This is a genomic window from Nocardia glycosmidis, from assembly GCF_052545115.1.
In genome coordinates this window covers 129,031-151,603 of record NZ_JBQWRH010000006.1, presented here as the reverse complement: position 1 = coordinate 151,603, position 22,573 = coordinate 129,031, and the positions used below count along the sequence as shown (strand labels likewise).

Sequence of the window (22,573 nt, the reverse complement as noted above, 5' to 3'; positions counted from 1 at the left end):
TCAGGGTGGGGCCGGGTGTGGGCCTAGAGCGCGGCCACCGCGGCGACGAAGCGGTCGAGTTCGTCGAAGCCGACGAAGCAGTGTGGTGAGGCGCGCACGACCGACGCGAGGCCGCGGCTGGTCATGTCGAGCAGGGTGGAGCTCGAGTGGCTGACGGTGACCGTGATGTCCTGCGCCAGCAGCCGGTCACGCACCTGGACGGAGTCCACGCCGTCGACGGTGAACGACACGATGCCACTGTGCCGGATGCCGAGGTCGCGTACCGTGACACCGGGAATCTCGGGCAGCGCCTTGCGCAGGTGTTCGGCGCGGGCGGCGATCGCCGCGTAGACGTCCTCCGGACCGAGGTCGAGCAGATATCGCACCGCGGCGCCAAGGCCGAGTCGTCCCGCGACGTCACATTCCCAGAACTCGAAGCGGCCGGCGTCCGGCGCCGGCCGGTAGTCTTTCGGGCTGGTCCATTCCGCGCTGTGCAGGTCGAGCCGCTCGGGTTCCATGGACCGTGCCAGTTCCGGTCGCAGATACAGGAACCCGGTGCCGCGTGGGCCGCGCAGCCACTTCCGGCCGGTGGCCGACAGGGCGTCGACGTCGAGTTCGGCCACGTCCAGGGGCAGTTGTCCGACGGACTGGCAGGCGTCGAGCAGCACCAGCGCGCCGACCGAGTGCGCGATCCGGGTCGCCTCGGCGGCCGGGTTCACCAAGCCGCCGTTGGTCGGCACGTGCAGGACCGAGACCAGCTTGACGCGTTCGTCGACCAGCGCGGCCAGCGCGTCGAGATCGAGCTGCCCGCTGCTGTCGCTGGGGATTGTCTCCACGCTCGCCCCGGTGGCGCGGGCGCGCTGCAGTGCGGCGATGGCGTTGCTGGCGTAGTCGGCCTGGGAGATCAGGATGCGGTCGCCTGGGGACAGCGGAACCGAGTAGAAGAAATCCCCCCAGGAGCGGGTGGCGCTGTCGCTGAGCGCGATGCTCTCCGGCTCGGCGCCGATCAGCGCGGCGATCGCGGTCTTGACGTCGGCGAGGTCGTCGAGCCGCTCGTTCGCGGCGCGGTAGCCGCCGATCTGCGCTTCGCGCCGCAGATGCGCGATGACGGTGTCGGTGACGACCCGCGGCGGCAGCGAGGACCCGGCGCTGTCGAGAAAAACGGGACCCGGTCCGGACTCGGACACGCATCCTGGAGTATCGGCTCGTACGCGATCGTCATCCAGCATGCAGCCGACCTTAACGCGTGGATTGTTCGGCTGCCTGTCGGTTTCCTGTCGGTCTGGATGGCTACGCTGGATGGATCGCCGAGCGAAAGTCGGTCCCGCAGTGCAAGACGACTCGGGGTCCATGGCGATAACCGAAGAGCAGCGGACTACACCCGGGACGCCCCAGTGGAGGTTGGCATGGCGATCACGCTCGAGAGTCCTCAGTCGGCCAGTTGTGCCGGCGAGCAGCGGGATTTGTCCTCCCGCGCGGCGGCGGAGGCGTACATCGGCGGCGTCTGCTTCAAGCTGGGACCACCCGCTCTGATCGGTGCCGAACTCGAGTGGCTCACGGTGCAGGGTGAGTGTTCGGCGTCCGGCCGCTCGGCCGCTCCGCGTCCGCAGCTGCCTGCCCTGGCGGATGCCCTCGGACCCTACGCACCACGGTCCATCGCCCCTGATTCACCGGCGCTCGCTCTGCCGGGGGGCAGCCGGGTCACTCTCGAGCCCGGTGGTCAGATCGAACTCTCCAGTGCCCCCTACGGCACCGCCGTGCAGCTGTGCGACCGGCTGCACGAGGATGCCCGCCTGTTGCGGGAACTTCTCGCGTCGCGCTCCATCCGCCCCGTTTCCCTCGCCGCCGACGCGGACCGCCGCCCGAAACGACTGCTGCGGCTGCCGCGCTACCGCGCGATGGAGCGAGCCTTCGGCGGCATCGGGCCGTTCGGCAAGCTGATGATGTGCAATACCGCCGCCACCCAGGTCAGCGTCGACGCGGGGGCCGACCGGGCAGAGGTCACCGCGCGCTGGACCGCGCTGTACGCGATCGGTCCCGCCCTCGTCGCCGCGTTCGCTTGTTCCCCGGTCCTGCGCGGCGCGCCGCCCGGAGCGTGGGCGTCCCAGCGGATGCGTGCCTGGCTGCGCCTGGACACCGCGCGAACCCGCCCGCCGGTGCTGGACTGGACCGACCCCGTGGCCGCGTATGGCCGATGGGCGCTGGACGTGCCGCTGCTGTGCGTCCGTCGAGCGGACGACGACGCCGCAGCGCCCGGTGACGGTCACGACTGTGGATGGTCCGCGCCGCCCGGCGCGACGTTCGCCGACTGGCTGTCCGGCGCGCTGGACGACGAGATCGGCCGCCGCCCCGACGCCGACGATCTGGACTATCACCTGACCACGCTGTTCCCGCCGGTGCGCGCGTCGGGTCATCTGGAGGTCCGCTACATCGACGCGCAGCCCGGCGCCGCGTGGACCGTTCCGGTCCACGTCATCGACGCGCTGCTGTCGAGTCCGGCGGTCGTCGCGGAGGCGACAGCGATCGGGGCGCCGACCGCCGCCCGGTGGGTCGACGCGGCCCGCTCCGGGTTGGCTGAGCCGGACATCCGGACCAGTGCGGTCGAGCTGCTCCGGCTCGCGGCCGCGCACGCGGCGACCGAGCAGGCGGCCCGCGCCATCGAGTCCGCGGCCGAGCGATGTCGCGGCGGTGGCACTCCGACCGAGGACGACGCCGAGAATATCGGTGCACAGACTCCGGGAGCCGCCCCGTGACGACGCATCTGCCGCGCAGCATCGACCGTGCGCCTTTCGAGCAGACCGGCGAGGGCCGAATCGCCCGCGCCTGCGACGACACCGATCGGCACGAATCCCGGAGACGTTTCCCATGACCACCTCGCACCCAGCCCCGTCCGATCATTCCGGCACCGAGCAACTCCGCGACCGAATCGCCGAGGTCCTCACCCGCGCCCGGCAGCGCACCCTCGCCCTCACCGACTGTGTCGACGAAGCCGAACTGGTAGCCCAGCATTCGCGGTTGATGAGTCCGCTGGTCTGGGATCTCGCGCACATCGGCAATCAGGAAGAACTCTGGCTCGTTCGCGATGTCGGCGGCCGCGAGCCGGTTCGCGCCGACATCGATGAACTCTATGACGCCTTCAAGCACGCCCGTGCCAACCGGCCCGCGCTGCCGCTGCTGGACCCCACGCAGGCCCGCGGCTACGTCGGCACGGTGCGCGACAAGGTGTGGGATGTCCTGGAACGCAGCGACCTACAGGGTAGGCCCCTGGTCGACGGCGGTTTCGCGTTCGGCATGATCGCCCAGCACGAGCAGCAGCACGACGAGACCATGCTCGCCACCCACCAGTTGCGCGCCGGAGCCGCCGTGCTCTCCGCGGCCGCGGCACCGACCACTTCGGTGAGCGTCAGCGGGGACATCGTCATCCCCGCGGGCGAGTTCACCATGGGTACCTCGACCGACTCCTGGGCGTTGGACAACGAGCGCCCAGCCCATCCGGTGTGGGTGCCCGGCTTCGCGATCGACGCCGCCCCGGTGACCAACGAGCAATACCTCGCCTTCGTCGACGACGGCGGCTACGAGCGTCCCGAACTGTGGTCCGAGCGCGGCTGGTCACATCGGCGAGCGGCTGGTCTGGTCGCGCCGCAGTTCTGGGAGAGCGACCCGTCCGGACGCTGGTGGCGGCGAGTGTTCGGGGTGATGACCCCGCTGCGGCCGCGTCAGCCCGTTGTGCACGTCTGCTGGTACGAAGCCGAGGCCTATGCGAACTGGGCGGGCAAGCGGCTGCCCACCGAAGCGGAATGGGAGAAGGCGGCCCGGTTCGACCCGGCGACCGGAATCTCACGCCGATTCCCCTGGGGCGAAGCCGATCCCGACGCCGCCACGGCGAATCTGGGGCAGCGTCACCTGGAACCCGCCGAGGTCGGCGCGTATCCGGCCGGTGCGTCTCCCGCAGGCGTGCATCAGTTGATCGGCGATGTCTGGGAATGGACCGCGTCGGGCTTCGAGGCATACCCGGGCTTCCGCGCCTTCCCGTACCGGGAGTACTCCGAGGTGTTCTTCGGCGGCGACTACCGCGTGCTGCGCGGTGGTTGCTTCGGTACCGATCCGGTCGCCTGCCGCAGCACCTTCCGCAATTGGGACCATCCCATTCGACGCCAGATCTTCGCCGGTTTTCGCTTGGCGCGCGATCTGCGACCGGGAGAAGGCGAGTGAGCGAGCGCCAGGAGCCGTACGCCCGCGAGGCGCCGTCGTGACCCAGCTTCGCCACGATGGGCGGCGGTCAGGCGGTCCGTGCGAGCCTGCGTACCGTCCGCGCCTCAGACCTACAGTGCCGGCGGGCGCCGATGTGTAGACATCTCGGCTATATCGGCCCGCCGGTGCGCGTCGGCGAGATGCTGACGCTCGGACCGCATTCGTTGCGCACCCAGTCGTGGGCTCCGCGGGACATGCGCCGCGGCGGCACCATCAACGCCGACGGATTCGGCGTCGCCTGGTGGCACACCGTGCAGGATGTGGTCACCGTCAGCCGGTATCGCAACGCCGCGCCGATCTGGACCGATCCGGCGGTGGAGGAGGTGCTCCCGCAGCTGGAATCGACCGCGGTGCTCGGCGCGGTGCGGTCGGCGACGGTTGGCATGCCGGTGGAGCGCTCGGCATGCGCGCCGTTCACCCGGGACCGCTGGGCCTTCAGCCACAATGGCGTGGTTCCGGACTGGCGCCGCACGCTGACCGCGGTGGCCGCCGAGTTCGCGCTCATCGCGGCCGAACTCGGCGCCGAGGAACTGTTCACCGCGGCGCGGCTGCTGGAGGCGGAGTCCGCTACCGACACAGCCACGCTGTGGGTGCTGCTGTGCGATCTGCTGGCTACCAGTTCGCCGGACGGCGACTGGTCGGCAGCCCCCGCGGCCTTGCGGCTGCTCGTTTCCGCGATTCTCGACCGGACCCCGGAGGCCCGGCTGAATTTCCTGCTCTCCGACGGTGCGCAGCTCTGGGCGACCACCTGCCACCACTCTTTGTCGGCGCTGGTCACCGACAGCTTCGCCATCGTTTCCTCCGAACCGTTCGACGACGACCCCCGCTGGCAACCGATCCCGGACCGCAGCCTGGTCACCGCCAGGCCCGGTGCGTTGTCCGTCGACGTTCTCCTCTGACCTCGAAAGGCACTGCCCATGACCGCAGCGACCCTGGACATCCACCTCACCGACGACGACCTGACCGCCGGTCTGCGCACGGACGCCCGATTGGGACTGACCGCCGACCCGAAGTGGCTGCCACCCAAATGGTTCTACGACGCGCGGGGCAGCGAGCTGTTCGAGCGGATCACCGCGCTGCCCGAGTACTATCCGACGCGCACCGAGCGCGGGCTCCTGGAGTTGGTGGTCGATGAGATCGCCCGCGCCGCCCAGGCCGAGGTACTCGTGGAACTCGGCGCGGGTTCGGCGGCCAAGACCCGCTTGCTGCTCACCGCGCTGAGCGCGCACAGTCCCCTGAATACCTATGTGCCGCAGGATGTGTCGTCGTCGGCGCTCCGTGCGACGGCGGACCAGGTCGCCGTCGAGTTTCCCGGGCTCGCCGTGCACGGGGTGGTCAGCGATTTCACCGACACGCTGCACAACCTGCCGCGCGGCGGCCGCCGGATGATCGCCTTCCTCGGCGGCACCATCGGCAATCTGGTCCCTGAGGAGCGGGCCGAATTCCTGAGCAGTATCCACGACGTCCTCGAGTCCGGCGAGCATGTGCTGCTCGGCGCGGGGCTGGTCATCGATCCGGCGGTGCTGGTCCCCGCCTACGACGACGCCGCGGGCGTCACCGCCGAGTTCAATCGAAATGTGTTGCATGTGCTGAACGCCCGCTTGCGCGCCGACTTCGCACCGGAGAAATTCCGCCACATCGCGGTCTGGGACCCGGTGCGCGAGTGGATCGAGATGCGACTGGAGGCGAGTGAGGACATGACCGTCAGGATCGCCGACCTCGACCTGACCGTCGGATTCGCCCGCGGGGAGCAGTTACGCACCGAGATCTCAGCAAAGTTCCGGCTCGAGCGCCTCGATGCGGAACTTGCCGGCGCGGGCTTCACCACGCAGCACGTGTGGACCGATCCGGACGAGCGGTTCGCCCTGGTGCTCGCCGAACGCCGCTGACCGGCTGCCGGCACGGGTCGCCCGGTCGGTGACCCGTACCGGCGCCTCTTCAACCACGAGGCACAGTCTTCCCACGGGTTGGGCACCGGTTTGTGTTGCGGCCGGCGGCAGGTCCACCGGGCACAGCTACACGCCGGTGCCACTACTGTGCGTGCCGGGGCGCTGCCGCCGAGCTCGCCGGATTCGGGTCCAGACCATCGGCACGGATATGCCGGTGTGCGGTCGCGGCGTTATGACGGCGCCGCGCTGACCACTGCGGCGTGCTACTCGATCAGCGGTCGTGGCGTTACGACGGCGCCGCGCTGACCACTGCGGCGTGCTACTCGATCAGCGGTCGTGGCGTTATGACGGCGCCCCGCCGACCACCGCGGCCAGCCACTCGACCAGCGGCCGCATGGCTTCCCAGGTGGCGCGAACCTCTTTCGCCGCCTGCGGTGTCTCCAGCCAGGCGGGTGCACCGAAGTCCTTACTGCAGCTGAGGGACTTGTGCCGGAGCAGGTCGATGCGCGGATGGTCGTCGTCGTAGCCCTTCGGCCTGGTCTTCAGTTTCTCGCCGCCGACGGTGAAACCCACCCGGGTCAATTTCGCGAGAATCGTCACCAGTTCGGTGCCGCGCACGTCGTCGTCGATGGTGGCGCGCAACTGTTCGAGCTGACCGGGCGAGGCCTGGTAGAAGCCGCCGCCGACGAGCAGCCCGCCGGCATTGATCTGGACGTACCAGCCGACGCCCGGCGCGGCGCGCACCACGGCGCCCTGGGCGGTCTTGTACGGCGACTTGTCCTTGGCGAACCGCAGGTCCCGATATGGGCGGAAGATCTTGGCCGATCCGAAGGCCGGTTCGAGTTCGGCGATGAGCGCGGTCATCGGTTGCTTCACCGCGCGGTCGTAGATCTCCTTGTTCGCCGTCCAGAAGGCCTTGGAGTTGTCGGCCTCGAGGTCTTCGTAGAAGTCCAGACCGGCGAGCGGAAAGCCCGCGAATCCGGTCATGATCGTGCCCCCGCCGCAGCTATACGGTCGTCGTGGAAACCCGGGCCTGACAGTGGGGCCGTACCGAATTGACGCATACCGGAAATCTACGTCGTCAAGTCTCCGCCGAATACGACGAACCCGATGATCAAGCCGATCACCATCCCGATGCCCGACGCAATCGCTGCCCATTTGCCGAGTGATTCGCCCTTGTTGTGCCCGATTATGCCGAGCACGATCCCGGTTGGGCCGAACAGGATCGGGCAGAACAGCACCGCCGTCACCGCGCAGACGAATCCGATGATCGAGTACACCTGGTTACCCGGCTGCCGAGACGGCGTGGCATAGGGTTCGTACCCCTGTTGCGGGTAGGCGGGGTAGCCATACTGCGGCGGTGTTCCCCCGGCCGGATAGTTGTACGGGTACTGGGACGGCCCGCTCGGTGGATACGGCTGCTGTGCGTCGGCTGGCGGCTGCCCTGCAGGAGGGTACGGCGGCTGCCCTGCAGGAGGGTACGGCGGCTGCCCGCCCGGAGGGTACGGCGGTTGCTCGCCGAGCGGCTGCTCTCCCGACGGGTACGGCGGTTGACCGCCCGACCCGTACCACGCTTGATCGCCTGGCGGGAACCGTCTCGACTCGTTGTCCGGGGGTTGCGGCGCGTTGTCCGGGGGTTGCGGCGCGGAGCCGGACAACGGCGTTCCCGGTGACGCGGGTTCGGCGCCCCACGATTGCTGACCGCTCTCGCCATCGGCGCCCCATGGCTGGGGTTCGGCGGGCTGCCCGCTGGGTTCCGCCCCCCACTGCCCACCTAACGGGCCCGCCGGCGGCGCGCCGGTGGGCTGCCACCATTCTCCGGCGGGTGCGGCTTCGGCTGGACCGGGCTCGCCTTCAGGTTGCTGCGCATCAGCGGGACCCGGCTCGCCCTCGGGGCGCCGGGCCGGGGATTTCGGTTCCTTTTCGGCGGATTCGCCGCCTTGCGCCGACGACATAGGCGGCTGCTCGGACTCTCCGCCGGAGTGCCTCGACGGCGGCGTGGGCGGACGCTGGGCGTCGTCCGCGGGTCCCGGATCCTTCGGCGTGCTCATCGCACCCTCCTCGTATCGTCCCGGTCACACCACCTATGCCTACCACGGCGGACTCGTCGTCCCACGCGATTGCGTCAGTGTGGCGCGCGACCGGGACACCTCTCAGAGGTCCTCGTCGCTCACGATCTCGATCGCGGCCACCTCGGCCGACCGGTCGTCGGCCTCGTTCTCTTCGGCGCGGCCGTTGCTTCGGGTCCACTCCTGATCGAGCTCGTCACCAATGCCCAGCCTGCCGTCGTCCTCGCTCTCGTAGTAGCGGATGGCCAGGTCGTCGGGCGGATCCTCGATGTTGCGCTGGTACTCGCGGATCTCGTCCTCTTGGTCGTCATCCCCCATCTCGGCTTCCAACGGGTCACGGTCCATACACCCAGTATCCCCCCGGATCACCAGGACTAACGGGCCTATTCAACGCAACGACTGATCTCGAAAGCACATGGGTAACTCACCGGGTACGCCCAGAACCCGCGCTGCACTCAACGCAGGACCTGGACGCAAATCTCGCGCCACCCAACCTGTACGGCCTAAAGACCCGGAGAGGCGGGACTGTCAAGCGTTGCCGTTGAAAAGGCCGGTAACCGAGCCGTTTTCGAAGACCTCACGGATAGTGCGGGCCAGCAGGGGAGCAATGGACAGCACGGTCAGTTGCGGGAATTTCTTTTCCTCGCTGATCGGCAGCGTATTCGTCACCACGACCTCCTTGGCGCCGCAGGTGGCGAGGCGTTCGGCGGCGGGCGGGCTCAGCACGCCGTGCGTCGCGGCGATCACCACGTCACCCGCACCGGCCGCCTCGAGCACCTTGACCGCGCCCGCGATGGTGCCGCCGGTGTCGATCATGTCGTCGATCAGGATGCAGGTGCGGCCCTGGACATCGCCGACCACGCGGTTGGACTTCACCTGGTTGGGCACCAGCGGGTCACGGGTCTTGTGGATGAACGCCAGCGGCGAGCCGCCCAGCGAGTCGGCCCACTTCTCGGCGACGCGCACGCGGCCGGAGTCTGGGGAGACCACGGTGATGTGCTCGAGGCTGTAGTTGGTGCGGACGTAGTCGGCCAGCTGCAACTGGGCGTGCATGTGGTCGACCGGGCCGTCGAAGAAGCCTTGGATCTGGTCGGTGTGCAGGTCGACGGTGATGATCCGGTCCGCGCCCGCGGTCTTCAACAGATCGGCGACCAGCCGGGCCGAGATCGGCTCCCGGCCACGGTGCTTCTTGTCCTGGCGGGCGTACGGGTAGAACGGCAGCACCGCGGTGATCCGCTTCGCCGAGCCGCGCTTGAGCGCGTCGATCATGATGAGCTGCTCCATGAGCCACTGGTTCAGCGGCGCGGGAAAGCTCTGCAAGACGAAGGCGTCGGAGCCGCGCACCGATTCCTCGAACCGGACGAAGATCTCGCCATTGGCGAAGTCGCGTGCGACCTGCGGCGTGACGTGGACGTCGAGTTCTTTGGCGACCTGCTCAGCCAGCTCGAGGTGGGCGCGTCCCGAGAAGAGCATCAGGTTCTTCTGGTTGTCGATCCATGACGCGGTCACTGTTTCTTGCCATCCTTTTGCTCGATTGCCTGCCCCGACACCTCTTCGGCCGCGATGGCTTCCGCCGCCGCGCGCGCCGCGTCCGTTCCTGGACGGTGCCGCTGCACCCAGCCTGCGATGTTCTTCTGCGGTCCACCGGACACAGCGAGAGCACCGGGCGGAACGTCTCTGCGCAGTACAGTACCCGCCGCCGTGTAGGCGCCGTCACCCACCGTCACCGGCGCGACGAACATCGTGTCGCTGCCGGTGCGCACATGCGAGCCGACGACGGTGTGGTGCTTGCGCACACCGTCGTAGTTCACGAAAACGCTGGACGCGCCGATGTTGCTGTGCTCGCCGATGGTGGCGTCGCCGACATAGGTCAGATGCGGCACCTTGGAGTGCGCGCCGATCGAGGCGTTCTTGGTCTCCACGAAGGCGCCCAGTTTGCCCGCGTCGCCGACCACCGTGCCCGGGCGTAGGTAGCTGAACGGGCCGATCGTCGCGTTCGGCCCGATGGTCGCGCCATCGCCGTGCGTGCGGACCACCTTGGCGCCCTCGCCCACCACGACGTCGGTGAGCGTGCTGTCCGGGCCGACCTCGGCGTCCTCGCCGATGACGGAATTGCCGAGTAGCTGAACCCCGGGGCGCAGTACCGCGTCCCTGCCGATCCGCACACTGGCGTCCACCCAGGTGGAGGCGGGGTCCATGATCGTGACGCCGGCCCGCATATGGCGTTCCAAGATGTACCGGTTGAGTGTTCGGGCCGCGGCGGCGAGCTGTACCCGGTCGTTCACCCCGGTGACCTTGGCCGCGTCGACCAGGCGGGCGCCGTGCACGGGGTGGCCTGCCTCGCGGGCCAGGCGCAGCACGTCGGTCAGATACAGCTCGTGCTGGGCGTTGGCGGTGGACAGCCTGCTGATCATGGTGCGCAGCACGGCGGCGTCGAACGCGTACACACCGGAGTTGACCTCGGTGATCGCGGTCTGCTCGGGGGTGGCGTCGGCGTGCTCGACGATCTCGGCGAGCTGGCCGTCCGCGTCGCGCACGATCCGGCCGTAGCCGTTCGGGTCCTCGGGTACGAAGGTCAGCACCGTGACCGCGGGCCGCTCGGCGTAGCTGCGGTGCTCATCGAGCAGCGCGGCGAGCGTGTGCCCGTCCAGCAGCGGCACGTCGGCGGAAGTGACCAGCACGTCGCCGGTGAAGCCGACCGGCAGTGCGTCCAGTCCGCACTGCACCGCGTGCCCGGTGCCGAGTTGCTGCTCCTGCACGGCCGGAGTGATCTCCCGGCCCAAGTCGCCGGCCGCTGCGGAAACCGCCGCGCCGACTTGTTCGCGGTCGTGGCCCACCACGGTGATGAGGTATGCGGGGTCGATCTCGTTGGCCGCGTACAGCGCGTGCGCGAGCATGCTCCGACCGGCCAGCGAATGCAATACCTTGGGGGTCTTCGACCGCATTCGCGTCCCGGCACCGGCTGCGAGAACGACGACGGCGGTCTGCTGTGGCATGGATCTCCCTCGGCTGCCTGTCCTCATGCTGTGCTGTCGTCGTGCTTGGTCAGCGTTGTGCTTGGTCAGCGTTGTGCTTGGTCGGCGTCGTGCTTGGTCGGCGCTGCGCGGGCCAACGATGGGTTCGTGCGCTCGAGCTCCGCCGCCAGGACTCGAACCTGAACTATCTGAACCAAAATCAGAGGTGCTGCCATTACACCACGGCGGATTGCCACACCGGCGGTTGAGTAAACCCCCGCCGCTGTGCCTCGGCACGGGATGAATCCTCGCACACTCGCCCGCCTCCCGGCGAATTCGCCTCCCCGCCTCCCCGCGTCTTCAGGCCGTACCGGTTGGGTGATTGCGCGAGCTGCGTTCAGGTCCTGCGTCGGGTGCCGGTCAAGTTCTGGGCGTATCCGGTGAGTTACCCATGTACGTGCGAGATCAGTTGTCGCGTTGAGAGTGGTCAGTGGCTTGTCGCGTTGGGGGTGGCCTGTCGCGTTGAGAGGGTGTTGTGGGGTTGCTCGGGCCCGGTGTCGCAAGCCGGTGATGAGGCTTGGTGGCGCTTGGGTTCGGTGCCGGATTTGACGATTCGAGTACGCGGGCGAGCGGCCCGTGTCCGGGTCGGGCGCGAAAGATTCGTGCAGCGACGACGAGGGTCGATTAGCGGCGTTCCGACCCATCTGGAACAGTTGTACCAACCATCGGTGTTGTATGTCGGAGCTTTTCCCGACGTGACGGCTGATTTCGTACGAACATGGGTAACTCATCGGGTACGCCCAGAACCCGAGTGGAACCCGACGCAGGACCTGAACGCAAATCCTGCGCCACCCAACTTGTACGGCCTAAAGACCCGGAGAGGCGGGGAGCATAGTGTCAGTGTCTTCGGGTGAGTCGCACCGGGTGTCCCGGCCGCGCATGACCGGTACCCAGCGGCGCCAGCAGTTGATCGAGATCGGTCGCGCGCTGTTCGCGGAACGGGGGTACGACGCGACATCGATCGAGGAGATCGCGCAACGCGCCCAGGTCTCCAAACCCGTAGTGTACGAACACTTCGGCGGCAAGGAGGGGTTGTACGCGGTCGTCGTCGATCGTGAGATGTCGATGCTGCTGGACATGATCACGTCCTCGCTCACCCGCAACCGATCCCGGATCCGGCTGGAGCAGGTCGCGCTGGCGCTGCTGACCTACATCGAAGAACGGACCGACGGGTTTCGAATTCTGGTGCGCGATCAGCCCGCCGCCGCGGCGGAAGGCAGGTACTCCAGTTTGCTCAACGAGGCGACCAATCAGGTGGCGCATATTCTGGCGGGCGATTTCGAACGACGCGGATTCGACCCCAGCCTGTCCCCGCTGTACGCGCAGGCGCTCGTCGGTCAGGTCGCCACCGCCGCGACCTGGTGGCTGGACGAACGCAAGCCGTCGAAAGAAGTGGTCGCGGCACATCTGGTGAACCTGTGCTGGAACGGGCTGAGCCATCTGGAGGCCGATCCGCGGCTGAGTTCGCAATGGCGTGCGGGAGCCGGAGAGTGACCCGCATTGTTAACCAGCGAATTGCGCAGTAGCTCTATCCGAATGCGCGAATTGGCTGCCGGGCGCGCTCCTGGTGGTACGGTTCACCCATCCTCAGGGTGCTGTTCGAGCGGTAAGTCGGTCAACTTCGGGATGTCGGTCTACTTCAGGATGGCTGGTTTTTGGATGACAGGCGGATCTGATGGCTAGGCAAGCGCGCGCGGAGATCACCCGCGATTCCGTCCTGGCGGGCGCTGCCGATGTCTTCCTGCGTTTGGGATATGCGAATGCGAGCTTGAGCGAGATCATCGCGCAGTCCAATGTGACCAAGGGCGCCTTGTACTTTCACTTCGGCTCGAAGGAAGAGCTGGCCCGCGCGGTGGTCGACCAGGGCAATGAGCGACTCATCAGCTCGTGTCAAGGCTTCTTCGATCCCCGGGTGCCGGCGCTGGAAGCGTGCGTCGGGATCACGTATGTCATCGCCGATCTATCGATGAACGACCCGATGGTCGGCGCCATGCTCAAGCTCACCCACCAGATCGGTGACTACCGGGGCGCGCAGGGCGACAACATCGCCAAAACCTGGGGCGACACCTACCGGCTGCTCGCCGAACGGGCCATCTCCCAGGGCGACCTGATCCCCGACCTGGACGCCGAGGTCATCGGACTGCTGCTGCAAGAGATGGCCGCGGGCGTCCACATCATCGCCGTCGGCACCGAATCGATCGAACAGGTCGCGGTCCGCATGGAGCGCGCCTGGTATTTCGTGCTCCCCGCCATCGTGCCGGCCGAGAAGCTCTCGTACTTCAGGGAATTCGCGGCCCGGCGGTTGCGGCGCTACGTGCCGTAATTCGGCCGCGCCGGCGCTCGAGTGGTGGCGGGTGACGCACCTCGGTAGGGCTGTTCGGTTCGAGCATGGTGGAGCGGACGCGCAGCGGCGTCCGCGCGGGCTGAGGGACCGGCCCGGACCTCGCTGAGCGGGGACCGCGAGCCGCAGCGCCGTAGGCGCTGCAAGTCGGTCGAAGTCACTCATTAGACTCGGTTGGCTGCTCGAACCGCCCGTCTGCGCTCAGGAGTTGTCGATGTCCACCCACCGCCCGCCGCTGGCGGGACTGGCCGCCGCGGCTGGTGCCGATACCGCGCTGCGGACCGTCACGGAGCTGATCGGCACCTCGTCGGTCGAGTTGGTAGCGCCATCGGCGGTGCGGCCGTTCGTCGCCGCGACTATCGCGGCGAGCGCACCGCTGGTGGTGGTCACGGCGACGGGCCGCGAGGCCGACGATCTGACCGTCGAGCTGGCGGAACTGCTCGGTCCGGTGGTGGCGCAGTTCCCGTCCTGGGAGACGCTGCCGCACGAGCGGCTCTCGCCCGGCGCGGACACCGTGGGGCGCAGGCTGGAGGTGCTGCGCCGGATCGCGCACCCGGACGATCCGTATTTTCCCGCGCCGCTGCGGGTGGTGGTGACCACCGTGCGGTCGTTGATGCAGCCGATGGCGAGCAGGCTCGGCGATATCGAGCCGATCGTGCTGCGCGTCGGCGTCGAACTGGACTTCGACGGACTGCTCGCGCGGCTGGTGGAATTCGCCTACACGCGGGTGGACATGGTGGGCAAGCGCGGCGAGTTCGCGGTGCGCGGCGGCATCCTGGACGTCTTCCCGCCCACCTCGGACCATCCGGTGCGGGTGGAGTTCTGGGGCGACGAGATCACCGAACTGCGGCCGTTCGCCGTCGCCGACCAGCGCTCGCTGCCCGAGGTCGTGGTGGACGTGGTCGTCGCGTCGCCGTGCCGCGAACTGCTGCTCACCGCCGCCGTGCGCGAGCGCGCCGCCGAGGTGGCCGTGGCCAACGCGGCCGACGCGGCGCTGGTCGAGATGCTGGAGAAACTGGCGCAGGGTATTCCGGTCGACGGCATGGAGGCGCTGTTGCCGGTGCTGCAACCCGGGGAACTGTGCCTGCTCACCGAAGTGCTGCCCGAGGCCACGCACGTGCTGCTCTGCGATCCGGAGAAGATCCGTACCCGTGCGGCCGACCTGGTACGCACCGGTGCGGAGTTCCTGGAGGCATCCTGGACGGCGGCCTCGTTCGGCGGCGCGGCCCCGCTCGGTGGGCACGGACTCGATCTGGCCGCCTCCGCCTACCGCCCGCTCCCTGAGATACATGCCAGCGCCGATCAGGAGGGGCTGCCCTGGTGGACGCTGAGTCCGCTCGCCTCCGGCGACTCGTCCGAGGTTGTGCTGCCGGTACTGCCCGGCCCGGCCGCGCGGGGATCCGACGAACTGGTGGCGACTCTGTTCGCCTCGTTACGCGCGCACGTGTCCACCGGCGGGAGGGCCGTCGTGATCGTCGCGGGTCACGGCACAGCTCAGCGCATTCTGGAACGGCTTGCCGACGCCGACGTGCCGGCCGCCGCGCTGGACGCGGGCGCCGAGCCGAACGAAGGCGTGGTCGGCGTGCTGTGCGGTTCGCTGCACGACGGCTTGGTGTTCGAGAACGCCGGGCTGGTGATCGTCGCGGAGTCCGACCTCACCGGCAACCGGGTCACCGCGCCGACCGAGGGCAAGCGGATGCCCGCCAAGCGCCGCAACCAGGTCGACCCGCTCGCGTTGAGCGCGGGCGACATGGTGGTGCACGACCAGCACGGTATCGGCAAGTTCGTCGAGATGATCGAGCGCACCATCGGCGGCGCTCGCCGCGAATACCTGGTGATCGAGTACGCGCCGAGCAAACGCGGCCAGCCCGGCGACCGGTTGTTCGTGCCGATGGAATCGCTCGACCAGCTCTCCCGCTACGTCGGCGGCGAGATGCCGAGCCTGTCCAAGCTCGGCGGCTCGGACTGGGCCAACACGAAACGCAAGGCGCGCAAGGCCGTCCGCGAGATCGCCGGCGAGCTGGTGCAACTCTACGCCGCCCGGCAGGCCGCGCCCGGCCACGCGTTCGGCGCGGACACACCGTGGCAGCAGGAGATGGAGGACGCGTTCGCGTTCACCGAGACCGTCGACCAGATGACCGCCATCGCGGAGGTGAAGGCGGACATGGAGAAACCGGTCCCGATGGACCGTGTGGTCTGCGGCGACGTCGGCTACGGCAAGACCGAGATCGCTGTGCGCGCGGCGTTCAAGGCGGTGCAGGACGGCAAGCAGGTCGTCGTGCTGGTGCCGACCACACTGCTCGCGCAGCAGCATTTGCAGACCTTCAGCGAGCGGGTGGCGGGCTTCCCGATCACCGTGAAGGGTTTGTCCCGCTTCACCGACCCAGCCGAGGCCCGCGCGGTGATGGAAGGAATGGCCGACGGCGGCGTCGACATCGTGGTCGGCACGCACCGGCTGCTGCAGACCGGCGTGCGCTGGAAGGATCTCGGCCTCGTGGTGGTCGACGAGGAACAGCGGTTCGGTGTCGAGCACAAGGAACACATCAAAGCGCTGCGCACGCACGTCGACGTGCTCACCATGTCGGCCACCCCGATTCCGCGCACCCTGGAGATGAGCCTGGCCGGCATCCGCGAGATGTCGACCATCCTCACCCCGCCGGAGGAGCGTCATCCAGTGCTCACCTACGTCGGCGGCTACAACGACAAACAGGTCACCGCGGCCATCCGCCGCGAGCTGCTGCGCGACGGCCAGGTGTTCTACGTGCACAACCGGGTGTCCTCGATCGACAAGGCGGCCAAGCGGATTCGCGACCTGGTGCCGGAGGCGCGGGTGGTCGTCGCGCACGGCCAGATGAACGAGGACGCGCTGGAATCCACCGTGCAGGGCTTCTGGCAGCGCGAGTTCGACGTGCTGGTGTGCACGACGATCATCGAGACCGGACTGGACATCTCCAATGCCAACACGCTGATCGTGGAACGTGCTGACGCGCTGGGCCTTTCGCAGCTGCACCAGCTGCGCGGCCGGGTCGGACGCAGCCGGGAGCGCGGCTACGCCTACTTCCTGTATCCGCCGGAGAAGCCGCTCACCGAGACCGCCTACGACCGCCTGGCCACCATCTCGCAGAACTCCGACCTGGGCGCCGGCATGGCGGTCGCGATGAAGGACCTGGAGATCCGTGGCGCGGGTAACGTGCTGGGCGCCGAACAGTCCGGCCATGTCGCGGGCGTCGGCTTCGATCTCTACGTCCGTCTGGTGGGCGAGGCCGTCGAGGCGTACCGCGCTGCCGCCGACGGTAAGCCGATCACCACCGAGGAGGTCAAGGAGGTGCGCATCGACCTACCGGTGGACGCGCACATCCCGCCCGACTACATCGCCAGCGACCGGCTTCGCCTGGAGGCGTACCGCAAACTGGCTGCCGCTCAAGACGATTCGGCCCTGGCGCTGGTCATCGAGGAACTCGTCGACCGCTACGGCCCGTTGCCGGTCGAAGTCGGTCGCCTGGTCTCGGTAGCCAAACTGCGACTGCTCGCTCGTGCGTACGAGGTCACCGAAATCGCGGTCACCGGAACGACATTGAAGGTCTCTCCGCTGCATTTGCCCGATTCCAAGCAGCTGCGCCTCAAGCGGATCTATCCGAGCGCCGGGTACCGTGCCGCGTCCGGTGTGGTGCAGCTGCCGCTGCCGCGTGTCGAGGACAGTGTCGGCGCCGAGCGGGTGCGTGACGTCGTGCTGCTGCAGTACGTCGCCGACCTGTTGCTTGCCTTGGACGGAAAGGCGCAGGGCGCGGTCGATCTCACCGTCGCCGCCGAAATGGCGCCCCGATGAGCTCTCGCGAAAAGTCGGTCCTGCGCGCCGCGCGGCATCGCGCCGCCGAGCGTGCGGCGTCCGGCGGTGCGGATCGTTCCGTAACGAACGGCGACACGGCGGTGGTCGCGGCGGGGCTGGCCGGAGCCGTCGAGGTGATGGACCGGCTCTGGCATTTCGGCGGCTGGGAGGTCACCCAGACGCACGACTCGCTGCGCCCCTATCTGCTCGAGGAGACGTACGAACTGCTCGACGCCATCCAGCACAACGACGCCGAAACGATCAAGGAAGAACTCGGCGACCTGCTGCTGCAAGTGCTCTTCCATTCCCGGATCGCCGAGGCCGCAGGCGAATTCACCGTCGATGACGTAGCCGCCGCTCTGGTCGCCAAACTCGTCAACCGCAGCCCGCACCTGGCGGGCTCCGCGATAGATCCTGCCGCGACTGTCGAAGAGAAGATCGCCGCCCAGGAACGAGCCTGGGAAGAACGCAAATCCGCCGAGAAATCCCGCCGCTCCTGCCTCGACGGCATAGCCATGGCCCAACCCGCCCTGGCACTGGCCGAAAAGGTCATCTCCCGCGCCACCAAAGCGGGTCTCCCCGCTGATCTCATCCCGGAATCCCTCCGCATCGTCCATCTCGGCGGCCCGGAAAGCGCCGAGGAGCGCCTCCGCAAGACCGCCCTCGCCTTCGCCGCCGTCATCCGGGCGGCGGAAGATGCGGCCGAAAAGGCGCGCGGAGCCCGACTCGCCCTCACGTCCGAGGACTGGCGCGAGTTCTGGCAGTAATCGCGGCAGCCGCCTCGCTCGATATCGCCGCCGACGAGGATCCCGGCGTGGTTGCGCGCTGATCGTCGCCGGTCGCTGCTATAACGATTAGATACATGTCTGATGTGTGTGGCCAACATTGCAGGCGGTGAGTGATGGCGATCACGGAGATCGACTTGGATGACGAGGCCGTCGCGGAGGCAATGCGCCTGATGGGGACATCCACGAAAAATGAGACCGTGAACGTCGCACTTCGGGAGTATGCGAAGCAGCTCAAACGGTTGGAAGCATTCGACAAACTGCTGGACATGGGCCGACAGGGTGTTTTCGATCAGGCCGCGGCCGCTCATGCCGCAGCGCGAGAGGCCCGTAAACAGGCGTGGTCCGAGGAGTCCGCCGAGTGATCGGGTATCTGCTGGACTCTACGGCCCTCTGCTACCTCCTGCGAAACCCCGGCGCGGCGGATCATTGGCGGGAGCAGGCGCTCTGCGCATCTGCGAGCCCACTCGTGCCGAATTCCTGCTCTCGGCTGTCGGGCCTGCGAACCGAGACGAGATGACCGACGCGCTGGACGAGCTGTGTGGCCCGGCAGCAGTTCCGAAGTCGGTATGGCGCTGGGTCGACGCTGCCCAGTACAAACTGACGCAGCGCGGTCAGCACCGTTCAGCGGGAGTGATCGATCTGGTCGTGTGCGCAACGGCGGTGCACCATGGGCTGACGGTGTTGCACACCGACAACGACTTCACTGCGGTGGCCGGTTGTGTCGCCGAGTTGAGTGCACATGACATTCGAAGATGAGTTCAGTACCCGCTTACCGAAACATCCGAAACTGTCGTTCGAAGATTGCTATCTGGCTGCATGCGCAGAGCTGTCCGACGCACAACCACTGTGGACCTTCGACAAGAAATTGGCCACCCATACGAAGACGGCTCGCCTTGTGCCGGTGTGAGGGTCGCGTCGGGTCTGCGACGAGTGCAACGACCCAGAGACGGTGTCTCACGTCGATGTGACGCGCTGCCCCGGGGTACGGGTCGCAGCGTGACACTGACATTCCGGAATTCGAACTCGCTCAGATGTTGATGCCGTAATCGCGGGCCTCGGCATGGTCACGATCTCAGCCGATGTCGTGGATGTTGTGGTCCCGCAGTTCGGGTGCGTGACGCGCGACGGTGGTGAAATCCTTGTCGTCGTGCAGCACGATCAATCCGTGATGTGCCGCGGTCGCGGCGATTATCAGGTCGATCGCCGATGCGCTGCGGTGTTCGCCCGCACGGGACATCCGGTATTGGGTCGCAGCGACCCAGCGGTCGGCGTGTTTGGGAACGGCGACATCGGGATACAGGTCGGAGAACATGTCGCCGATCTCGTCGTACTCGGCCCGGTCGCGGGCGCTGAAGAAGAACTCGGCGCGCTGCGGATAGCACGAGCCGATGGCTTCGGCGTCGATGGCGTCGAACCACGCTCGCTGCAGTTTCTCGTCCGACAGGAGGCGGACCAGGGCCGAGGTGTCCAGCAGGTAGATCACCGAGTCTTTTCCGACTCATGCCTGCGTGCGGCGTCCTCGACCGCACCCCAGTGCCGTGCCCGGTCGAAGTGCTGGGTGATTCGGGCAGCGCGCTCCTGCTTCTCGGCGTAGAACCGCAATGCCAGGTTGACCGCTTCCTTCTTGGTCTTTGCTTTGGAGAGCGTCATGGCGCGCTGTAGCACGTCGTCATCGAGGTCGATCTGGGTGACAGTCATGGCAAGCCCCCGCTCATGTTGGCTATGTACAAGAAAGGATACATCATCAACATTGCCCATCCCATCGCATCCCATGGCTGGTCCGCACGAGGCCGTTGGCGAAACTGGTCGCGAGCCCGCACCGAGCTATCTACCGCCTTCGCCACCGTGGTGGCCGGGCGCAACTTCGATCGGTCGCGGTATCAGCGCGGCGCAGGTTGGGCTCGGCTCGGCCTGTCCTGAGCAGACACCAGGCGGGTCGGGTCGTCCGGAATTCGATATCGAATCGACCGTAAGACCCACGCGGCGTCCAGAATTCGAGCTCGCTCAGACGTTGACGCCATAATCCCGCGCGATCCCCGCGAGACCCGACGCGTACCCCTGACCGATAGCCCGGAATTTCCATTCGTTGCCGTGGCGGTACAGCTCGCCGAAGATCATGGCCGTTTCGGTGGAGGCGTCTTCGGAGAGGTCGTAGCGGGCCAGTTCGACGCCGGTAGCCGCGTCGATCACCCGGATGAACGCGTTGCGGATCTGGCCGAACGACTGGCCGCGGGCGTCGGCGTCGTGGATGGACACCGGGAAGAAGATATTGGTGATCGTGGGCGGGGTGGCGGTGAGGTCGATGTTGATCACTTCGTCGTCGCCCTCGCCCGCGCCGGTCAGGTTGTCGCCGGTGTGCTCGATGGACCCATCCGGAGAACGAAGGTTGTTGTAGAAGATGAAGTGCTGGTCGGAGAGCACTTTCAGATTCGGCCCGCAGGCGAGCGCGCTGGCATCGAGGTCGTAGTCGGCGCCGGTGGTGGTGCGGACATCCCAGCCGAGACCCACCGACACCTTGGTGAGATTCGCGGCTTGCTTGGACAGCGAAACGTTGCCGCCTTTGGCCAAAGTGACGCTCATGATTCCCTTCCGCGCGGCACAGCCGGTGCCGCATTTCTTCTTTGCTGCCCGGAAATGTCGGGCTGGTTCAGTTCTGGTCGTCCACCCAGGATTGCAATGTGCTCACCCGGCCTTTCAGCGCGCGAAGCTCGCTCTCGTCGTCGAGCACCGCACGCTGGATGCCGTGCGTGATCGCGAAGGCCGACTGAGTGTGGTCGTCGATCACGTCGACGTCGATACGTACAGCCACATAGTCTTCGGCGTCGGGCATGCTCTGCGCGATCACGCGCGCGGTGCCGCGCGCGCACATCGCCACGTTGCCGCCGCCGAGGATCAGCAGTGCCACCTGGGGGCGCTCGCGCAGCCGGGCCAGCGAGCCGCGGTCGAATTTGAGGCTGATGAGTATCTGCCGATCGCCCGCGCGCACCGGCCATGACACCGGAATCGCGTGCGGCGCCGGATCGGTGGTCACCAGTACGCCGATCGTCTCCAGGGGCCATTCGGGGAGCACGTCCAGCTCGGGATGATCTGCCGAGTTGTGTTGGCGTTGGGCGGGCCTGGCTCCGGCTGCCATCTTCATCACCTCATGCATCGTCGCGCGCGGCGGACTGTGCCGCGCTAGCTAGCAGTCTAGGGTGCTGTGCCCGTTGTCCGTTGGTGCTGCACCTTTTGTCCGGACTTGCGCTCAGGTGACGATCGGGACGACGGCCGTCGAGGGTCTCGCCGAAAAACGGACACCGAGATGTCGAGCGTGGTGGCAAGTGCCGCGCGTGTCTGCCGAACCGGTGGTGAGCCCGCAAGGAGAGTGATCGCGCCGGTCGGGAGGGCGCTACGGCGCGCGCAGATTACGGCGCGACCGACAGCGTGGTCACAGCATCCGGCGCGGCTTGCTCATTGCCGCGGCGCGGCGCACCGACACCCGGGACCACACCGCCTGCTGCACCGCCAGTGTGGCCCAGCCCGCCAGCGCCATCCCGGATACGTTCACCACCAGTTGCAGGGCGCTGCCCCAGATCGCCGGCCCGACGCCGAAGGCTGCGCCGAGCGCGATATTTCCGGCGGCGGGCACGGTGGTCACCGAGATGAAAACACCAGCCATACCGCCGGCCTTGGCCGAAGTGAGTGCGAGCACTCCCGCGGCGGCCGCGACCACAGCGACGATGAACGACCATTTGTCGGGGGTGTAGATGAAGGCCGTCCCCGGACGTGGACCGGTCACGTCATCGACGGTGATCCAGCCCAGCGCACGCCCGGTCAAAGCGAGTACGAAGGTGACGGCGATAGCGGCCGCGAAACCGAACAGCAGTGTGCGCACGGCGAGTCCGAGCAACGCGAATCGGCGGCGCACCAAGGCGACTCCGAGCGCGGCGATAGCCCCGAATTCCGGACCGAGGACCATTGCTCCGATGACCAGAATCTGGGAATCCAGCACGATCGCGATGGCGGCGATCACCGTCGCGAAGGTCATGAAGCTGAGATAGGTCCAGTTCAGCTCGGTTTCCTCATACGAGCGCTGGGCGACATCGGCCCAGACCACAGAATCCGCACTGCTGCCAGGGGTGCGCACTTCGCAATCGAATCCGCTGCGTGACAGCCAGGTACGCACCGGCTCGATCTCGATGCTGCCCGCGTGGTGCAGTCCGATCGCACGCAACCGTTCGATCACGTCGTTCGCCGCCTCCCGCGCCACATCAGCCAGTACCACGTCACCGCTGGGCCGCAGTGCGGCGCCGCGCATGACCGCGAGGCCACTGACGGCATCGTCCTGTTCCAGGATTCGGATCACGTCATCGGTCATCTCGGCCGGAGCCAGCATCCGCAGGTGCAACACCCCCATAGTGTGCCGCGCTGCGCCGA

Annotated in this window: 21 protein-coding genes and 1 tRNA gene; 10 read left to right on the top strand and 12 right to left on the bottom strand. The window is 67.6% G+C overall.

Going from position 1 to position 22,573, the window contains the following annotated elements; all coding sequences use genetic code 11:
* Window positions 1-23 precede the first annotated feature (23 nt).
* Window positions 24-1,208 carry an aminotransferase class V-fold PLP-dependent enzyme gene (locus ACT86A_RS10055; RefSeq protein WP_445091763.1) on the bottom strand — a complete coding sequence of 395 codons (1,185 nt, stop codon included), beginning with the start codon at window positions 1,206-1,208 and terminating at the stop codon, window positions 24-26.
* A 177-nt stretch (window positions 1,209-1,385) separates the two neighbouring features.
* On the opposite strand from ACT86A_RS10055, the gene egtA reads away from it, so the two are divergent.
* From egtA to egtD, 4 genes are all read left to right on the top strand, one after another.
* Window positions 1,386-2,732, top strand: coding sequence for an ergothioneine biosynthesis glutamate--cysteine ligase EgtA (egtA, locus tag ACT86A_RS10050; RefSeq protein WP_445091762.1), 1,347 nt, complete (start codon window positions 1,386-1,388; stop codon window positions 2,730-2,732).
* A gap of 112 nt (window positions 2,733-2,844) precedes the next feature.
* Complete coding sequence (egtB, locus tag ACT86A_RS10045; RefSeq protein ID WP_445091761.1) at window positions 2,845-4,191, top strand: ergothioneine biosynthesis protein EgtB; 1,347 nt, start codon at window positions 2,845-2,847, stop codon at window positions 4,189-4,191.
* Between the two features lie 131 nt (window positions 4,192-4,322).
* Window positions 4,323-5,129 carry an ergothioneine biosynthesis protein EgtC gene (gene egtC, locus ACT86A_RS10040; protein WP_445091760.1) on the top strand — a complete coding sequence of 269 codons (807 nt, stop codon included), beginning with the start codon at window positions 4,323-4,325 and terminating at the stop codon, window positions 5,127-5,129.
* An 18-nt stretch (window positions 5,130-5,147) separates the two neighbouring features.
* A complete protein-coding gene (egtD, locus tag ACT86A_RS10035; protein ID WP_445091759.1) occupies window positions 5,148-6,119 on the top strand; it encodes an L-histidine N(alpha)-methyltransferase in 972 nt (323 codons plus the stop codon).
* Between the two features lie 342 nt (window positions 6,120-6,461).
* On the opposite strand, the gene ACT86A_RS10030 is transcribed toward egtD, so the two are convergent.
* The 6 genes from ACT86A_RS10030 to ACT86A_RS10005 all read right to left on the bottom strand — a co-directional run bounded on the left by ACT86A_RS10030 (window position 6,462) and on the right by ACT86A_RS10005 (window position 11,392).
* Window positions 6,462-7,106 carry a DUF2461 domain-containing protein gene (locus tag ACT86A_RS10030; RefSeq protein ID WP_445091758.1) on the bottom strand — a complete coding sequence of 215 codons (645 nt, stop codon included), beginning with the start codon at window positions 7,104-7,106 and terminating at the stop codon, window positions 6,462-6,464.
* 86 nt (window positions 7,107-7,192) lie between these two features.
* Window positions 7,193-8,170 (bottom strand): hypothetical protein, encoded by a 978-nt coding sequence (locus ACT86A_RS10025; RefSeq protein WP_445091757.1) that lies wholly within the window; start codon window positions 8,168-8,170, stop codon window positions 7,193-7,195.
* Window positions 8,171-8,272: 102 nt separating this feature from the next.
* Entirely contained in the window at window positions 8,273-8,533 is a 261-nt protein-coding gene (locus tag ACT86A_RS10020; protein ID WP_445091756.1) for a hypothetical protein, read from the bottom strand.
* Window positions 8,534-8,716: 183 nt separating this feature from the next.
* On the bottom strand, window positions 8,717-9,697 hold the full coding sequence (locus tag ACT86A_RS10015; protein ID WP_445091755.1) for a ribose-phosphate diphosphokinase: 981 nt from the start codon (window positions 9,695-9,697) through the stop codon (window positions 8,717-8,719).
* Window positions 9,694-11,184, bottom strand: a complete 1,491-nt coding sequence (gene glmU, locus ACT86A_RS10010) for a bifunctional UDP-N-acetylglucosamine diphosphorylase/glucosamine-1-phosphate N-acetyltransferase GlmU (RefSeq protein WP_445091754.1) — start codon at window positions 11,182-11,184, stop codon at window positions 9,694-9,696. The genes ACT86A_RS10015 and glmU overlap by 4 nt, the downstream gene beginning before the upstream one ends.
* Window positions 11,185-11,321: 137 nt before the next feature.
* A tRNA-Gln gene (locus tag ACT86A_RS10005) sits at window positions 11,322-11,392 on the bottom strand.
* 689 nt (window positions 11,393-12,081) lie between these two features.
* Between ACT86A_RS10005 and ACT86A_RS10000 the strand changes: the two genes are divergently transcribed.
* The 6 genes from ACT86A_RS10000 (at window position 12,082) to ACT86A_RS09975 (ending at window position 18,913) form a co-directional block, all read left to right on the top strand.
* The gene (locus ACT86A_RS10000; RefSeq protein ID WP_445091881.1) at window positions 12,082-12,696 is read left to right on the top strand and encodes a TetR/AcrR family transcriptional regulator; all 615 of its coding nucleotides are present in this window, start codon (window positions 12,082-12,084) and stop codon (window positions 12,694-12,696) included.
* 181 nt (window positions 12,697-12,877) lie between these two features.
* Window positions 12,878-13,525, top strand: a complete 648-nt coding sequence (locus tag ACT86A_RS09995) for a TetR family transcriptional regulator (RefSeq protein WP_445091753.1) — start codon at window positions 12,878-12,880, stop codon at window positions 13,523-13,525.
* Window positions 13,526-13,757: 232 nt separating this feature from the next.
* Entirely contained in the window at window positions 13,758-17,369 is a 3,612-nt protein-coding gene (gene mfd / locus ACT86A_RS09990) for a transcription-repair coupling factor (protein ID WP_445091752.1), read from the top strand.
* Between the two features lie 137 nt (window positions 17,370-17,506).
* Window positions 17,507-18,136, top strand: coding sequence for a nucleoside triphosphate pyrophosphohydrolase (locus tag ACT86A_RS09985; RefSeq protein ID WP_445091880.1), 630 nt, complete (start codon window positions 17,507-17,509; stop codon window positions 18,134-18,136).
* Between the two features lie 134 nt (window positions 18,137-18,270).
* Entirely contained in the window at window positions 18,271-18,519 is a 249-nt protein-coding gene (locus tag ACT86A_RS09980) for a type II toxin-antitoxin system VapB family antitoxin (protein WP_445091751.1), read from the top strand.
* Complete coding sequence (locus tag ACT86A_RS09975) at window positions 18,464-18,913, top strand: PIN domain-containing protein (RefSeq protein WP_445091750.1); 450 nt, start codon at window positions 18,464-18,466, stop codon at window positions 18,911-18,913. The genes ACT86A_RS09980 and ACT86A_RS09975 overlap by 56 nt, the downstream gene beginning before the upstream one ends.
* A 316-nt stretch (window positions 18,914-19,229) precedes the next feature.
* Here ACT86A_RS09975 and ACT86A_RS09970 read toward each other — a convergent pair whose 3' ends face one another.
* From ACT86A_RS09970 to ACT86A_RS09950, 5 genes are all read right to left on the bottom strand, one after another.
* On the bottom strand, window positions 19,230-19,640 hold the full coding sequence (locus tag ACT86A_RS09970) for a PIN domain-containing protein (RefSeq protein WP_445091749.1): 411 nt from the start codon (window positions 19,638-19,640) through the stop codon (window positions 19,230-19,232).
* Window positions 19,637-19,855 carry a type II toxin-antitoxin system VapB family antitoxin gene (locus tag ACT86A_RS09965; RefSeq protein ID WP_445091748.1) on the bottom strand — a complete coding sequence of 73 codons (219 nt, stop codon included), beginning with the start codon at window positions 19,853-19,855 and terminating at the stop codon, window positions 19,637-19,639. The genes ACT86A_RS09970 and ACT86A_RS09965 overlap by 4 nt, the downstream gene beginning before the upstream one ends.
* A 306-nt stretch (window positions 19,856-20,161) precedes the next feature.
* Entirely contained in the window at window positions 20,162-20,737 is a 576-nt protein-coding gene (locus ACT86A_RS09960) for a TerD family protein (protein WP_445091747.1), read from the bottom strand.
* Window positions 20,738-20,804: 67 nt separating this feature from the next.
* Window positions 20,805-21,188, bottom strand: a complete 384-nt coding sequence (locus tag ACT86A_RS09955) for an SDR family oxidoreductase (RefSeq protein ID WP_445091746.1) — start codon at window positions 21,186-21,188, stop codon at window positions 20,805-20,807.
* Window positions 21,189-21,584: 396 nt separating this feature from the next.
* Window positions 21,585-22,553 (bottom strand): DUF389 domain-containing protein, encoded by a 969-nt coding sequence (locus tag ACT86A_RS09950; protein WP_445091745.1) that lies wholly within the window; start codon window positions 22,551-22,553, stop codon window positions 21,585-21,587.
* Window positions 22,554-22,573 lie beyond the last annotated feature (20 nt).